This is a genomic window from Neobacillus sp. SRL179, from assembly GCF_984799095.1.
In genome coordinates this window covers 2,637,433-2,652,698 of sequence record NZ_OZ481792.1, presented here as the reverse complement: position 1 = coordinate 2,652,698, position 15,266 = coordinate 2,637,433, and the positions used below count along the sequence as shown (strand labels likewise).

General features: G+C 38.4%; 16 protein-coding genes. 4 read left to right on the top strand and 12 right to left on the bottom strand.

All coding sequences use genetic code 11. The features are described 5' to 3' along the window. Positions 1-27: 27 nt before the first annotated feature. The 8 genes from AC4E8C_RS13080 to acnA all read right to left on the bottom strand — a co-directional run bounded on the left by AC4E8C_RS13080 (position 28) and on the right by acnA (position 9,364). Positions 28-456 carry an acyl-CoA thioesterase gene (locus tag AC4E8C_RS13080; protein ID WP_490207125.1) on the bottom strand — a complete coding sequence of 143 codons (429 nt, stop codon included), beginning with the start codon at positions 454-456 and terminating at the stop codon, positions 28-30. 28 nt (positions 457-484) lie between these two features. After that, positions 485-2,812: an AAA family ATPase gene (locus AC4E8C_RS13075; protein WP_490207124.1), complete on the bottom strand. Its 2,328-nt coding sequence runs from the start codon at positions 2,810-2,812 to the stop codon at positions 485-487. Positions 2,813-3,011: 199 nt separating this feature from the next. After that, entirely contained in the window at positions 3,012-3,236 is a 225-nt protein-coding gene (tlp, locus tag AC4E8C_RS13070; protein WP_490207123.1) for a small acid-soluble spore protein Tlp, read from the bottom strand. Positions 3,237-3,405: 169 nt separating this feature from the next. Then, positions 3,406-3,549 (bottom strand): acid-soluble spore protein N, encoded by a 144-nt coding sequence (locus AC4E8C_RS13065; protein WP_490207122.1) that lies wholly within the window; start codon positions 3,547-3,549, stop codon positions 3,406-3,408. Positions 3,550-3,615: 66 nt separating this feature from the next. Further along, positions 3,616-3,747, bottom strand: coding sequence for an FbpB family small basic protein (locus AC4E8C_RS13060; RefSeq protein WP_490207121.1), 132 nt, complete (start codon positions 3,745-3,747; stop codon positions 3,616-3,618). Positions 3,748-3,897: 150 nt separating this feature from the next. Beyond that, entirely contained in the window at positions 3,898-4,437 is a 540-nt protein-coding gene (locus AC4E8C_RS13055) for a TlpA disulfide reductase family protein (protein ID WP_490207120.1), read from the bottom strand. A 148-nt stretch (positions 4,438-4,585) separates the two neighbouring features. Continuing rightward, positions 4,586-6,313, bottom strand: coding sequence for a ribosomal protection-like ABC-F family protein (gene abc-f / locus AC4E8C_RS13050; RefSeq protein ID WP_490207119.1), 1,728 nt, complete (start codon positions 6,311-6,313; stop codon positions 4,586-4,588). 342 nt (positions 6,314-6,655) lie between these two features. Next, complete coding sequence (acnA, locus tag AC4E8C_RS13045) at positions 6,656-9,364, bottom strand: aconitate hydratase AcnA (protein ID WP_490207118.1); 2,709 nt, start codon at positions 9,362-9,364, stop codon at positions 6,656-6,658. 330 nt (positions 9,365-9,694) lie between these two features. On the opposite strand from acnA, the gene sspO reads away from it, so the two are divergent. Beyond that, positions 9,695-9,847 (top strand): small acid-soluble spore protein SspO, encoded by a 153-nt coding sequence (sspO, locus tag AC4E8C_RS13040; RefSeq protein WP_490207117.1) that lies wholly within the window; start codon positions 9,695-9,697, stop codon positions 9,845-9,847. 343 nt (positions 9,848-10,190) lie between these two features. On the opposite strand, the gene AC4E8C_RS13035 is transcribed toward sspO, so the two are convergent. Next, positions 10,191-10,460: a hypothetical protein gene (locus AC4E8C_RS13035; RefSeq protein ID WP_490207116.1), complete on the bottom strand. Its 270-nt coding sequence runs from the start codon at positions 10,458-10,460 to the stop codon at positions 10,191-10,193. Positions 10,461-10,571: 111 nt separating this feature from the next. On the opposite strand from AC4E8C_RS13035, the gene AC4E8C_RS13030 reads away from it, so the two are divergent. Next, on the top strand, positions 10,572-10,712 hold the full coding sequence (locus tag AC4E8C_RS13030) for a small acid-soluble spore protein P (RefSeq protein ID WP_490207115.1): 141 nt from the start codon (positions 10,572-10,574) through the stop codon (positions 10,710-10,712). A gap of 15 nt (positions 10,713-10,727) precedes the next feature. Here the strand turns inward: AC4E8C_RS13030 and selA are convergent, their stop codons facing one another. Further along, on the bottom strand, positions 10,728-12,143 hold the full coding sequence (gene selA, locus AC4E8C_RS13025) for an L-seryl-tRNA(Sec) selenium transferase (RefSeq protein WP_490207114.1): 1,416 nt from the start codon (positions 12,141-12,143) through the stop codon (positions 10,728-10,730). Between the two features lie 176 nt (positions 12,144-12,319). On the opposite strand from selA, the gene AC4E8C_RS13020 reads away from it, so the two are divergent. Beyond that, positions 12,320-12,715: an Hsp20/alpha crystallin family protein gene (locus AC4E8C_RS13020; RefSeq protein WP_490207113.1), complete on the top strand. Its 396-nt coding sequence runs from the start codon at positions 12,320-12,322 to the stop codon at positions 12,713-12,715. Between the two features lie 97 nt (positions 12,716-12,812). Here AC4E8C_RS13020 and AC4E8C_RS13015 read toward each other — a convergent pair whose 3' ends face one another. Next, positions 12,813-13,052, bottom strand: coding sequence for an Rdx family protein (locus AC4E8C_RS13015; RefSeq protein WP_490207112.1), 240 nt, complete (start codon positions 13,050-13,052; stop codon positions 12,813-12,815). Positions 13,053-13,186: 134 nt separating this feature from the next. On the opposite strand from AC4E8C_RS13015, the gene selD reads away from it, so the two are divergent. Then, positions 13,187-14,242 carry a selenide, water dikinase SelD gene (gene selD / locus AC4E8C_RS13010; protein ID WP_490207111.1) on the top strand — a complete coding sequence of 352 codons (1,056 nt, stop codon included), beginning with the start codon at positions 13,187-13,189 and terminating at the stop codon, positions 14,240-14,242. 50 nt (positions 14,243-14,292) lie between these two features. Here the strand turns inward: selD and AC4E8C_RS13005 are convergent, their stop codons facing one another. After that, positions 14,293-15,237 (bottom strand): L-threonine 3-dehydrogenase, encoded by a 945-nt coding sequence (locus tag AC4E8C_RS13005; RefSeq protein WP_490207110.1) that lies wholly within the window; start codon positions 15,235-15,237, stop codon positions 14,293-14,295. Positions 15,238-15,266: the final 29 nt, after the last annotated feature.

Here is a 15,266-nt window from a genome sequence, read left to right as displayed (position 1 = left end):
ATTGATGGTAGTTATAACGTTTACTACCTATTTTTTCTTAACTTCTTCGTATTTAACATACCATTCTGGAAAGGCCTTTTTAAATGAAGTCGGTCTAAAGTTGTCCTTTTTTACAATAATATGCGTTGATTTACCTTCTGCACATATTTCGTCATGCCCATTTAAGACCGTGTAACCGTAAATAGTCTTAATGCCGTCATTTAACTCCACCCATGTTTTGACAAAGGCCTGATCCCCATATCTTAAAGGCTTTTTATAAGTAATCGAAATATCATAGACAGGTGCAAAATAACCTGATTCCTCCATGCCAAGATAATTGAAACCAAGATCTTCTATAAATCCAGTCCGGCCTAGTTCGAAGTATTTTAAATAATTAGCGTGATAAATGACTCCCATCATATCTGTATCCGCATAGTAAAGCTGAATTTCTCTGGTGGATATAAAGTATTCTTCCACAATTAAACGCCCCTTTCCATATAAAAGATTATGTTAGTTTACTTAAAGCTTTTTTTACATCTTCAACCTCAAGAACCATCGATTTTTCCAAGAGACTATCGTCTTCTTCATCTAGATCCATTAGTCTTAAAGCCTGTGCTTGGATCATCTCATCTACCAAGTTCGTAGCAAAACGTCCATTTCCATTGTAATTTTCCGCATCCATTGTTTCAATTAATAACTTTTTGGACTCCACGGTTAATTGGTATTGAAATTCTTCCGCGTAGGAACACATGATTGCGAGCATTTCTTCAGAATTATAATCAGGGAACAGGAAGAATTTTTTAAATCTTGATCGAAGTCCTGGATTACTTTCAAGTAATTGATTCATCTCGTTAGGATATCCGGCTAACACGACCACCAGATTCTCATTTTGTTTTGTCATTTCATCAACAAGTGTATCGATGACTTCTTTACCAAAGTCACCGGCGGTTTGACTGAGCAATGAATAGGCTTCATCAATGAATAAGACTCCGCCCAAGGCTTCTTTAATTTTTTGTTTTGTTTTCCCCGTTGTTTGGCCCACATATCCAGCCACAAAATCAGCCCTGCTCGCCACAATTAAGTGCCCTCTTTTTAAAATTCCGCATTCTTTTAAAAACTCTGCATAGATTTTGGCTACTGTGGTTTTCCCTGTCCCTGGATTACCCGTGAAGACCGCATGAAGTTGAATGGGTACAGTGGGAAGCCCTCTTTTTCTCCTAAACTGTTGCATTTTTACAAAGGAAATCAAGGTATTTAATTCTTCCTTTAAAGATGTCAGGCCAATTAAACGAGTAAGCTTCTCTTGTGGAGATACAGCCGTTTTCTCTTTTTCTGTTTGAAAATCCTCTTTATTTAGCAGCATAAAGTTAAATAAGTCTTGTTCTGTTGCTTGATTTTCAGCACCTTTTTTGAAAATCGCATCTAAGACAATATTACGAACAGTTCTAGCATTACCGAATGTATCATCCACCCGTTCCATGTCAAGGCGATTGTCTATTTCCACCCTCGATTCTTCTGTTAAAATATAATCGTTTTCAGCAGCAACCAGCTCTGCAATCTTGATTAACTCTTCATTTGTGTAATTAGGTAAATGAATAAAGTTTGACTGTGGAAACCTGCTGCGCAGACCAGGATTTGCATTTAAAAAGGAACGCATCTCATCTGGATAGCCTGCCATAATTACCGCGAATTTTCCTCCGTATTCCTTACTAGTCATAAGTGAAACAAGGGTATCTATTGCTGCTTGTCCATAATCATTCCCGTTTTGCCCCTCGCGTTTTAAACTATAGGCTTCGTCAATAAATAGTACACCGCCAATGGAACGTTCAACAATAGCTCTAACGTTTTCTTCCGTTTGTCCAACAAAAGAACCAACTAACTGGGAGCGGTTGGTTTCGATGACTTCTTCCCGAGGGAGAGCCCCAAGTTCGTGATAAATTTTCGCAAGTAGTCTTGCTAAAGTTGTTTTACCGGTCCCTGGATTACCGGTTAAAATCATATTAAGGCTAAGTTCATCTTTAATTTGGAATCCAAATTCCTTGCGTTGTTTCTGATATTTTAAAAACTGATAAAAATCATGGACCCGTTTTTTCACTGACTCCATTCCAATCATCTTTTGCAGTTCGGCTAGAGGATTTTCCGTCGTTGGGACTGCTTGCTCCTCACCTATGAATTGCTGTAGCCATGCCTGTTTTATTTCTTCCAGCTGTGCCATATGTAATTTTAAATCTTCATAGAAGGTAGCGGTATGGAAAACACCTGTAATGGATTGATCATATTCTTCGGCTGCTTTTAATAAGTTGCCAGTTTCCTCGATGGCAGCGGATAGTAAATCAACCAACTTATGATAGCGTTGAAATAGATCATTTACCACCATTGTTGAAGCAATATCTTCCATTGCTTGTAAATTATGAAGCCGCTCATCTGCCTCTGCTAGGAAATCTTGACATACCTCTATATATTGCTCCGCTGTTTTCTTTTTGGCTGTCCGATTATCTGTTTCCCTCATCGGTGGAAATGTAAGTGGAGAAAGTAAATCCTGCATCTTTTTCCAATCCGTTTGGATCATATATTCTTTTGCTTTTCGGTTATTTGGATTTAATGTTTGTGCCTTGTCTAACCAAATAGCTGCCAATGAATCCTGTTTATTTCTCCCAAGTCTTGACAAAGCCCCTAATGTTAACAGTGTTGACAAGGTAACTGGATTGGACTCCTGCTGAATGGCTTGGATAATTAGGGCTTCATTAGTAATTACACCAGTTTGATGAAGTTCTTTTTCCCATTGCTCAATTTGTTCTTGGGTAGTTGTGCGGTTTAATTCTCGTTGGTTCAAAATAATCACTTCTTATCTATGTTTTCTATTTCGATCTGTTAGCTTGCAGAATTTGGCCCCATTCATTATAGGTTTCGCTATGAATTTGGAAATAGCCATTTAAATTCTTATTTTACCATAAGCTTTTGAGGTATACGACTTCTAAGAGCTAAAAAAAGACCTGCTCTATTAAAGAACAGGACTTAAGCTTAATCTAAGGTTAATTATCATGTGCTTCGTCTTTTATTTCAGAACGGAAAGAATCAATGCTTTCCCGTCTGCGCTCGTTCTTTGCTTGAATTTGTTGCTTTTGTTGCTCACTATCAGTAAAAGCAAGTGATTCTTCAGCAGCCTCCATATTTTCAATTGTATTTTGAATCATCGACTGAAGTTTTTCCACGTTATCACTGCGATCATCTGGATTGGGTTTGTTATTATAAGTCATCTTTTAGTATCCTCCCTATGGTGGTGGTATTGGTACAAAATATAGTTTGTAACGGAACACAAAATTTATCACAAAAGACTTACGAAAATTTATTGGCAAAACTTTTTACCTTTCGATGATCCCTCATATTAAAACAAAAAGACCCACTAACGGGTCTTTATTCTATGTTTTATTCACCTTTAGTTTGGATTACCTGTGCGTGTTTTCCAGACGTATCATTCATTTTTTTCCCATTGTTGCCACTGTACCCAATTGGCTGTGTTCCAAGATGACTGGGTCTATATGGTTGACTATGTTTTTTTGGATTACCCATTTTTAAATCCCCCCTTACTAACATTTTGCCCAAAAGGGTGGGATTCATGATTGGAAAACTTTTGAGTTACTCCGCTTTTCCAAGGCGTTTTTCTTCTAAGCGTTGCTCTATTTTATCCATCGCAGCACGGTCTTTTAAAAGTTGAGATTTATTTTCTGATACAAGTTCTGCGAAAGAACGTTTTCTAGGTTTTCTCATTGGTATCACCTTCCTTATTTCCTATTCTAACAGTTATTATGCCCGGAAACGCTTGCAATTATTACAACTTTTTGAAAATTATATCGATTAATTGATTTTGTATTATAACCAAATAAAAAAGACGCTGGCTTTAATACCAACGTCCCCATTCTATTTTAATTTACTGGTAAAATCTTTCATAACATTCAGCTTCATCGAACCGGAATATTTATTCTGAATAATCCCCTTGCTGTCAATGAAATAAGTCGTTGGAATCGATAATATTTGATAAGCCTGATTTACCTTGTCTTCTGCATCAAGTAGTACAGGGAACGTAATTTTATTTTCATCGACAAACTTTTGTACATCTAACTGTGGATCAATGTTTACGGCCAAAATAATGGTATCATCACCTATTTGCTTAGAGAACTGTTCCATTTCCGGCATTTCAGCTTTACATGGCGGGCACCATGTTGCCCAAAAGTTTAGCATAATTTTTTTCCCTTTTAATTCAGAAATCCTCACCGTATCACCGGTTAATGTTTTTAATTCAAAATCAGGTGCCTTCGCGCCTATGGCAAGCCCCTCATTATTGGCTGAAGCCTGAGTGGTTGTTGTTTCGGGAGCTTCTGTTTTTTTATCCATTGCTTGAACAATTGCAACCGTAAGGAAAGCAACTAATATCACGGCAGCAATTACTTTTTTTATCATCCCCGAATCCTCCTTTTACATCTTCTGCTACATCGATTTTACACTATAATCCTAGTTGAAACAAAACTTGTCTATGCCAAAACTGTGACATTTTGCGTAATTTTTGGAGAATGATAAAAATGTAAGCCCTAAAAATCACAAGTTTATTTTAAAGGTTTTTCTTTTCTTTTAGAAGACGGTTAAATTCATGGTCCAGTTCAAGATATTTAGGATCCTTCTGGTCAAGTAAGGAAAGCTCTCCAAGAATTACGGCAATCCTATTTTCAATAATCATAAGTTCCTCTTTTTTATTATGTGCTTCGGCCTTTTTATCCTTATTTAAGAATTCATCCGGACTCATTTCAATCCGATTAATTTTCTGGTTTTCAAACACTAGCAATTGGTCACATAACTTATTCAGAAAATAATAATCATGGGATACTGTAATGATGGTTCCCGGAAACTCCGATAATGTCTTTTCAAGTTGTTCTCTGCTCGGCAGGTCCAAATGGTTCGTTGGCTCATCCAATATAAGAACATCATATTCCTTCATTAACAGATCAACCAGCTTTACTCTCGTTCGTTCACCAAGACTTAAGGTCCCAATAGGCTTTAAGATATTTTGCTCCTTAAGGCCTAAATTAGCCAGTAAAGTGCGTGCCTTTAGAATGTCTTGTCTATCCACAAATCCAAGTGCATCTAGCACATGCTTTTCCACTGGTAAATCATCCACATCCTGACGAAGATAAGCAATTTTCAAGGAATTGCTTCTCCACAACTCACCATTATAATCGTGGTCCTCACCGAGGATCATTTTAATTAATGTCGTTTTTCCACATCCATTCTGACCCAATAGGCCAATCCTGTCGCCTTGGTTAATATAAAACTGGGAATCCGCAAAAAGAGTCCTGCTCTCAAACGCCTTTGTGAGCTTTTTAGCCTCTATAATCCGTTTACCTCTTTTGCTATCCATATCAAACTGAAATCGAACTGCGGCTTCTTCAATCGGCTTTTCAATCCTTTTTTTGGCGAGTTCACTTTCCAGCCGTTTTACTTTTGATTTTACACGATTATCAATTTTTTTAGCTTTTACCCGATGGTATTCTTTGATACCATTTTGTCTTTTCGATGGGCCGGATCCTTTTTTTGTGGAATCCCTGTGAGCTTTTTCAGACCATGACTTTAATTGTTCCATTTGCGATTCAACTAATTCTATTTGACGCTGTTGGACATTATATTGATGTCTTTGGGTCTCGAGTTTCAATTGTTTATTTTTTTGATAGTCACTGTAGTTTCCGTTGTAAAAATGAAGCTTACCTTGATCTAATTCAAATATCCGACTGACAGTCTGATCTAAAAAATGGCGGTCATGCGATATAATCAACACCGACCCTGGAAACCTTTCTATTTCTGAAATCAACCACTTGATTCCTTGAAAATCTAAATGATTAGTCGGTTCGTCTAGGATTAAAAAGTCGGGTTTAGAGGCCCAGATCATGGAAAGAGAAAGCTTAAGCTTTTCGCCTCCACTTAAATGGGATAAACGGTTTCCTTCCCAGTCATATACCTTAGCGAGACCTAACTTACTAGCGTGTTGAAGCAGGTTATTTTCTTCATTGATGGTTAAAGTGTATTGGAAATCATTAACCTCATAATCAATGGATTGTGATAGATATCCTATTTTAAAATCGTCGGCTTTTTCAATCGTACCTTTATCAGGATTAATTTTTCCAAAAAGGAGATTAGCTAATGTGGTTTTGCCTGTGCCATTAAACCCGACAAGTCCTATTCTATCTCCATTTTTTATATCAAATTGAATATTGTCGAGTACTTTCTGTAATTGAAAGCTTTTGTCTAAACCGGTTACTTTTAAAACCGTCATTTGTTTCGTGCACATAAAAAAACTCCCTTCAATTGAACCTGAAAGAGAGTTTATGTCCTAGCGATCATTAACCATTATAAATGGATGTTCAAATAAACCTAATTAGGTTTATTTAGTATATTAACGATCAGGGCATAAAAAAGGACAGACTAATCCTATTCTTCAGGTTCAGCATTTTCGTAATATTTGAATGCATGGATCTGATAAATAAGATTATATTTTCATCGGCCCTTTGTTCATTCCTTTTCGTTTGATAGTCTTATTTTATGTAAAATTGTTTATGTTTGTCAAACAATTCTTAACAATAATGGCAAAAACACCATGTTCGGTTAGTGAACATGGTGTTTTTATTATTTCTTAGGCTTGTAATTTTTCACGTAGAACCATTTGTAGAATTCCGCCATGACGGTAATAATCGATCTCTACTTCAGAATCGAAACGAACGACTACTTCAAATTCTTTTTTGTTTCCAGCTTCGTCAGTAGCTGTAACTTTTAAGAGGTCATGTGGTTTTACATTTTCGTCTACTTGAACATCGATGGCTTCTTTACCAGTTAAACCAAGTGTTTCAGCACTTTCGCCTGCTCTAAATTGAAGTGGAAGAACACCCATTAACACAAGGTTTGAACGGTGAATACGTTCAAAGCTCTCAGCTAAAACGGTTTTAATTCCTAAAAGATTCGTCCCTTTTGCAGCCCAGTCACGAGAAGAACCCATTCCGTAATCTTTTCCAGCAAGGACGATCAACCCAGTGCCATCTTCTTTATATTTCATGCAAGCATCATAGATTGAAGTTACTTCACCTGTTGGCCAGTAAGTAGTGAAACCACCTTCTGTACCTGGTGCAATTTGATTGCGAATACGGATATTTGCAAATGTACCACGCATCATAACTTCATGGTTACCACGACGTGAACCATAAGAGTTGAAATCACGAGGCTGTACGCCTTTTTCTAATAAATACTTACCAGCTGGAGTGTTTTTACCGATAGCTCCGGCAGGTGAAATATGGTCAGTTGTGACAGAGTCACCAAACTTACCAACAACGCGAAGTCCTGTTAAAGGTTCTACCGTACCTGGTTCAGGTGATAAGCCTTCAAAGAATGGCGGGTTAGCAATATAGGTTGAATCTTCATCCCAAGTATACAATGGCTCATTGCTTGTTTTAATTGCATTCCAACGCTCGTTGTCACCGAACACATTTTCATACTCCCTGCGGAATAGTTCAGGTGTTACCGTACGTTTTACAACATCATTTACTTCGGCAGTAGATGGCCAGATGTCTTTAAAGAAAACATCGTTACCATCTTTATCTTTACCGATTGCCTCAGAAGCAAAATCAATGTTCACGGTCCCAGCTAGAGCATAGGCCACAACGAGTGGTGGTGAAGCAAGATAGTTAGCTTTTACTAGCGGATGGATCCGTCCTTCAAAGTTACGGTTTCCAGACAGTACAGAGGTAACCAATAGGTCGTTTTCTGCAATGGTTTTTTCGATTTCTTCTTTTAATGGACCAGAGTTACCAATACATGTTGTACAACCATAACCAACAAGGTTAAAACCAATTTGCTCTAAATATGGCAGTAAGCCTGAATCACGAAGATAACCTGTTACAACCTTGGAACCTGGTGCCAAAGAAGTTTTTACGAATTTTGGAACTTCCATTCCTAATTCAACAGCTTTCTTTGCAACAAGTCCTGCTCCAACTAAAACATATGGGTTGGATGTGTTGGTACAGCTAGTGATGGATGCAATTGCAACAGCACCAGTTTTAATAATAGCTTCATCGCCATTATTGAACTTAACAGCAGCAGCTTTTTCAAGTTCATCTGCTTGTAAGCCAAATCCTTGGTTTCCTTGCGGAGCGGATACAGCTCTCACGAATTCTTCTTTCATTTTTGAAAGGGGAATTAGATCTTGTGGGCGCTTCGGACCAGAAAGGTTGGCTTCAATTGCGGTAAGATCAATTTCAATAACATCTGTATAAACTGGCTCTAAAGCTGGATCAAAGAACAATCCATTAGCTTTACAATATGCTTCTACGACTTTAACTTGCTGCTCATCACGACCTGTTAAACGCATGTAGGCTAGTGATTCATCGTCAATTGGGAAAAATCCGCATGTTGCTCCATACTCAGGTGCCATGTTTGCAATTGTTGCACGGTCTGCAAGCGGCAATGAAGATACACCAGGTCCGAAATATTCGACGAATTTTCCAACCACACCATGACTCCGAAGAACTTGTGTTACTTTAAGGGCAAGGTCTGTTGCCGTTGCACCGTTAGGCAGTTCGCCAACTAATTTCACTCCGACAACTTCTGGTACTGGGAAATAAGATGGCTGTCCTAGCATGCCTGCTTCTGCTTCAATACCGCCAACGCCCCAGCCAAGTACGCCAAGACCATTGATCATTGTTGTATGGGAGTCAGTTCCTACTAATGTATCAGGATAGGTTTCTAGTTCTCCATCAACCTCTGCAACATGAACAACATCTGCCAAGTATTCAAGGTTTACTTGGTGAACAATCCCTGTTGCTGGTGGAACCGCACGATAATTATTAAATGATTTTTGCGCCCAGCTTAAAAACTGATAGCGTTCAGCATTACGTTCAAATTCATAATCCATATTGATTCGTAAGGAATCAGCAGAGCCATAAGCATCAACTTGAACAGAGTGGTCAATAACTAAATCTACTGTTTTCTCTGGGTTAATTTTGTCTGGGTCGCCACCAAGGTCAGCCATTGCTTTTCTTAGGGATGCAAGGTCAACCACGGCTGGAACACCAGTAAAGTCTTGAAGGATAACACGTGCTGGCTTAAATGGAACGTCTACCTCTTTTAGTTCAGCGGTTCCCCATTTTGCCAAGTTTTCAACATGCTCTTTAGCAATAACACGGCCATCATATTGGCGAAGTACAGATTCTAGTAAAACCTTTACGGAATATGGCAATTTTGATACTTTGCCAATACCTGCTTCTTCCAATGCACTTAAACGGTAGTAGTGATAACGTTTACCGTCTACTTCATAAGAAGAGCGTGAATTAAATACATCATTATTGTTTACCATGTTTAAAATACCCCCTTATTCGTCATAAAATCCAAAAATAAACGAAAAGTCGAAAAGTTTGAATTTTCCCATCCTGCTTCACTTTTCTCACAATTCTAATCTTAATACAACCGATTACATAAGTAAATAACAAGAAAGTTATTGTGATTGATAAGTTTTTCTTATGTTTTTATGTACTTTGTTCAGAATATTTTGTTAAATACCTTTGAAATTAAAGTGAATTTTAAATATTGGGAAAACGAAACCTTTCCCTAATATTATCGCAAAAAACTATTATTTTGTCATTAATTAAGTAAAGAGGGAAATATTATTAGACAGGAGGTGATTGGCATGGTAAAACGAAAGTCTAATCATGTAATTCCAGGGATGAATGCGGCAAAAGGGCAAGGGAAAGGTGCTGGCTTTAATGAAGAGTTGGCAAAAGAACCTGAATTAACGGAAATGGAAAAAAGAAACAATAAAAAACGTAAAAAGAATCAATAAAACGACCACCAAGTTTAGCGAATTTCATAAACGCTCATGAGGACTGAGGAAGCTCATTTCTCTTAGTTCCAGTCCGCATGAAAGCTTCATGAGGACCGAAGTAGCTGGTTTCTCTTGCTTTCAGTCCTCATGAAAGCTCCATGAGGACTGGAGTAGCTGGTTTCTCTTGCTTTCAGTCCACATGAACGATCCATGAGGACTGAGGAAGCTCGTTTTTCTTAGTTCTAGTCCGCATGAAAGCTGCATCAGGACTGAGGAGGCTCGTTTCTCTTGGTTCCAATCCGCATGAACGCTCCAACAGGAAAATTCACAAAAAAGCAGGAGGCGTCCCTCCTGCTTTTTTCTATTCTTCTTGATTAACTTCGGCAACTATACTTTGCAAATCCTGCTGGAAACGCTCTAACTGGGCGCGCTGGTGTTCTGAAGCGACTTCCAGTGCATTTTCAATTTGCTGATAAGCTTCATTTACTTCATCTTTAAGATGCTTTAACTGATGTCCATAATTTGCACTATCACTTACAATCGTTTCAAAAAGTCCCTGGGCATTTTCATATCCTTGTTGTGCGGCTTGAAAAGCATGTTGTTTATCCTTATAGTAAGCATTCTTTTGCATTTTTCACTTTCACTCCTTCATTTTATTACCGTTAAATTGCACAGAACCGCAAAATTTATTCAGCATAAAATGACTTATTGACTGCATCCTAACATATAGGAGGGATGAAAAATGGTGAACAAAAACGATGGAAAAGATATGCGTAAAAATGCACCCAAGCAATCAGGCCAGCCTGAGCCATTAAGCGGATCTAAAAAAGTAAAGAACCGTAATCATTCACGGCAAAACCATAATCCAGGACACGATATGTAAGGTAAAACCCCTCTATTAAGAGGGGTAAACATTTTCTAAGGCTAAGAGCAGCAATTCTTCTTCTTCTGCCGTAACTGTTCTTAAATCTAGGATCAATTCCTCTTTTTGAATCCTTGCTACGATGGCTGGTTTGGATTCAGTTCGTAACTTCCTGCCTAGCTGTTCAACGGTTAAGGAATCATGTTTTAAGGCAATCACCATAGTTGGCAGTAAAACATCCGGCATTGTACCTCCACCCACTTGACTATTGTCTTGTAAAATTTTTGCTTGATAATGGCTTGTTCGTTGTAACAATTTTGTAACAAAAGTATTAGATCGATCGTCTAATTCTTCAATAGTAACTAAAAGGTCACGAATAGCAGGAATATTACGCATCCCGGCTTCTCCGCGAGCATAATCAAGTAATGTCCCTTCCAAGGCTGCTAAGGTCATCTTATCCACCCGGACCACCCGTGCTAATTGATGTTTTTTTAATTGGTCAATAATTTCTTTCTTTCCTGCAATGATCCCTGCCTGTGGACCCCCCAGTAGTTTATCGCCGCTGAAGGTGACAACATCTGCTCCCATTTCAATGACTTCTTTTACAACCGGTTCTTCACCAATCCCATGTTTTCTGAAGTCATACAATGCACCACTGCCTAGATCTTCATAAAAAATAACATTCTCTATTCCACTTGTTAACTGAATGAGATCCTCAGATTCCACCGATTTCGTGAACCCAATCACTTTAAAGTTACTTGTATGAACCTTCATGACGATGGCAGTTTCAGCAGAAATAGCCTTTTCATAATCATAAAGATGGGTTTTATTGGTAGTACCCACCTCTTTGAGTTTAGCGCCGCTTTCCTCCATTATTGAAGAAATACGGAACGAACCGCCAATTTCAACGAGCTGTCCACGTGACACAATTACCTCTTTATCTTTTGCTAGTGCCCTTAAAACTAAATAAACGGCAGAAGCATTATTATTAACGACCATGGCTGCTTCAGCCCCAGTTATTTCCCTAATTAGTGATTCCACATGACTATGTCGTGAACCACGTTCCCCTTCAACTAAATTATATTCGAGATTAGAATAATTTCGAGCAGTTTCAACGACATGATTTATCGCATTTTCACTTAATCGTGCTCTTCCCAAATTAGTATGTAATATGGTACCTGTTGCATTAATAACCTTTTCTATGGTATAGGAAAATTGTTTTTTTACCTGAGTTTCAAGACAGCAAAACAACTCATCAATAAACTGATTTGTACCAGGCAAAGCTCCCTCCCATTTTTCATTTAAGATGGTCTCCCTTATTTGCACTAGTAGATCCTTTAACTTCTTTGTAAGCTGTGAAGGATCAAGTTGACTTTCGTTAACAAGTGTTAAAAATTTACCATGACTTTGCAGCTCATGGACAGCTGGAATTGAACGTAACCATTCTTTCACAATAAAAACTCCTTCATATTCCTACTCTGCCTGATTTAAAAACCATCCTTATATGGATAGTTTCTTTGCCTTAACCGTTGGGCCAATTGGCCTGATAATCTTTATCCTATTATATCATATGTGTTTCACGTTTTAAGTCTGCCTGAATAAAATGATACGAGCAAGGGGGATTTACGATGATGAAAAAGAAATATCCGCCAAATCAAATGGTTGATTTTGAATTGGTGGAAAAGTGGCTGGAAAACTATTTTCTGGATCCGCTAACGTCTTATTATGATCAAACGCAGTTTCAAATCGATCTTTTTGATACAGATCATGAATGGATTGTGGAAGCAATATTACCTGATTTTGAAGCATCAGAAATAAAAGTTTATATAGAAGAGAAAAAATTACGAATCACCGCAGCAAAATTCCCCCATTCAAATCAAAATAATAAGATCCGTTCCATTGAATTCCCTTTTCATGTTACAAGGCAACAAGTTACAGCTTCCTTCACGAATGGAATATTAGAAATCTATATTTCAAAAACTAAATTGGGAATAGGAAAAAACAGATATGTTACCTTACCTTGAATGCTGTTCCGTATTTACTTTTTTTACTCTAGTTTACATAATAATATTCTCGACAACAAAATCCCTCATACAAAATGTATGAGGGTTTTTGTTATTGTTATTTGGAAGAAATAAGTTCAATCATTTCTTCCGTATCAGGAAATATACCGGTTTCTAGCTTGGAATAAATTTTTTCTCCATTAACAGTGACTTCAAAAGCACCGCCAGAACTAGGAATAAGCTCTAATTTTTCTATATTTCGATTAAAATGAGTAAAAAGTTCTTCCGCGAAACTCGCGGCTTTGGGTGCATAGTTTCATTGCATACAAAATTCTACAACAACATGGTAATTTTTCATGATTAACCCCCTGCTATTTTCCTCTACCGCAATAGTAAAAATAGTGTACCCTATCCTTTTTTGTTCTGCAAATGTTCTGAATGAAAAGTGCTTATTTAAACGGAAAGTTGTATACTATGGAAATGGAGGTGGACATGTTGAGTGAACAAGATAAAATTCGCCTAACTTCTTTATCAACAAAAGCTGGTTGAGGATGCAAAATTGGTCCTGAGGACCTGGCGCAAGTTTTGCGCCAATTACCTAAGCAAGAACCTGTCCCTGAATTATTAGTGGGCCTTGATACATCTGATGATGCGGGGATATATAAATTAACAGATTCTATTGCTCTAATCCAAACAGTGGATTATTTTACACCGATTGTGGATGATCCCTATATGTTTGGCCAGATTACAGCTGCTAATGCCTTAAGCGATGTTTATGCCATGGGCGGCACACCAAAAACAGTCATGAATATCGTTGGCTTCCCGATTAAAAAGCTCGGTGCCGATATGTTATCTGACATCCTTCGCGGCGCAGCCGATAAAGTAAAAGAAGCTGGTGCGCTAACTGTGGGCGGTCATTCTATTGATGACCAAGAACCTAAGTTTGGTCTTTCAGTAACTGGTATCGTTCATCCAGATAAGTTCTGGAAAAATGTAGGTTCCAAGCCTGGTGATGTTTTAGTGCTCACGAAACCGATAGGCGTTGGCATTGTGACAACAGGTATCAAGAGAAGCGTAGTCACCGCGGAACAGGAGCAAATCGTAACCGAGACAATGGCCATGCTTAATAAAACAGCATCCGAAATCCTGATGAATTACCAACCGCATAGTGTTACGGATGTAACTGGGTTCGGCTTACTTGGACACGGGAGTGAAATGGCGCGCGGCAGTGATGTGAGCTTTGAGATCTCTTTTAGTCAAGTCCCAATTCTAGAAGGAGCGATTGAATTAGCAAGAAATGGTGTAGTTCCTGGAGGGTCCAAATCGAATCATCAATGGTTACGTGATGACGTCGTTTATGAGGATATCCTTCCTGAAGAACAGCTAGTTCTATGTGATGCCATTACCTCTGGCGGTCTACTCATATCCATGACTGAAGAGGATGCAAGAAGTTATGTAGATCAACTTCACGCCAATGGAGTTATTCAAGCGGCCATTATCGGCCGAGTCTTAGATAAAAGAGATAAACTAATTTATGCGAAAAGATAAACAGCGAAGCTTTAGCGGCTTCGCTGTTTTTTATATTATTGATGGAATGATTATAACTTTTGCCTTAGCTTTTCAATCATATCCTTCGTCATACTGTCTAAATTATATTGATATTTGAAACCCCACTCTTCCATTGCTGCAGACGCATCAATGGAATTTGGCCAGCTCTCAGCAATTCTTTGTCGGTCTGGATCAACATCGTAAGAAATCTCAAAGTTAGGAATATACTTAGCGATACTTGTAGCAATCTCCTCCGGCGCAAAACTCATTGCCGTCACATTGAAGGCATTGCGGTGCTTCAAATGGATCGGGTTAGCTTCCATTAAGTCAACAATCGCTTGTAAGGCATCTGGCATATACATCATATCCATATACGTACCTTTGTCAATGTATGAAGTGAATTTGCCTTTTTTAACAGCTCCGTAATAAATCTCCACTGCATAATCTGTAGTTCCACCACCAGGGAGTGCCACATAAGAGATAAGGCCCGGAAAACGCAATCCACGTGTATCGACACCGAATTTATGAAAATAGTAATCTGCCAGCAGCTCTCCCGCCACTTTATTTACCCCATACATGGTAGTGGGACGCATAATGGTGTCCTGTGGGGTTTTCTCTTTTGGAGTCGATGGCCCAAAAGCACCGATGGAACTAGGGGTGAAAAATTGAGCATTCAGTTCCCGAGCTGTTTCAAGTGCATTCATCAACCCGCCCATATTTAAATTCCATGCAAATACAGGCTTTGCCTCCGCAGTTGCTGATAACAATGCTGCCAAGTGCATTACTGTATCCACTTTATATTTTTTGGCTGTCTCTACCATTTTATTTAAATCAGTCACATCAACCGTCTCAAACGGACCGCTCTCCGCTGCCTCACTATCATTCTTTTTGATATCGGTTGCAATAACATTTTCTGCACCATAGATTTTTCTAAGCTTTAAGGTTAGTTCAGATCCTATTTGTCCTAAGGCACCTGTGATTAATATACGCTTCATCGTCGTTTCTCCGTCCTCTTTACTTATGT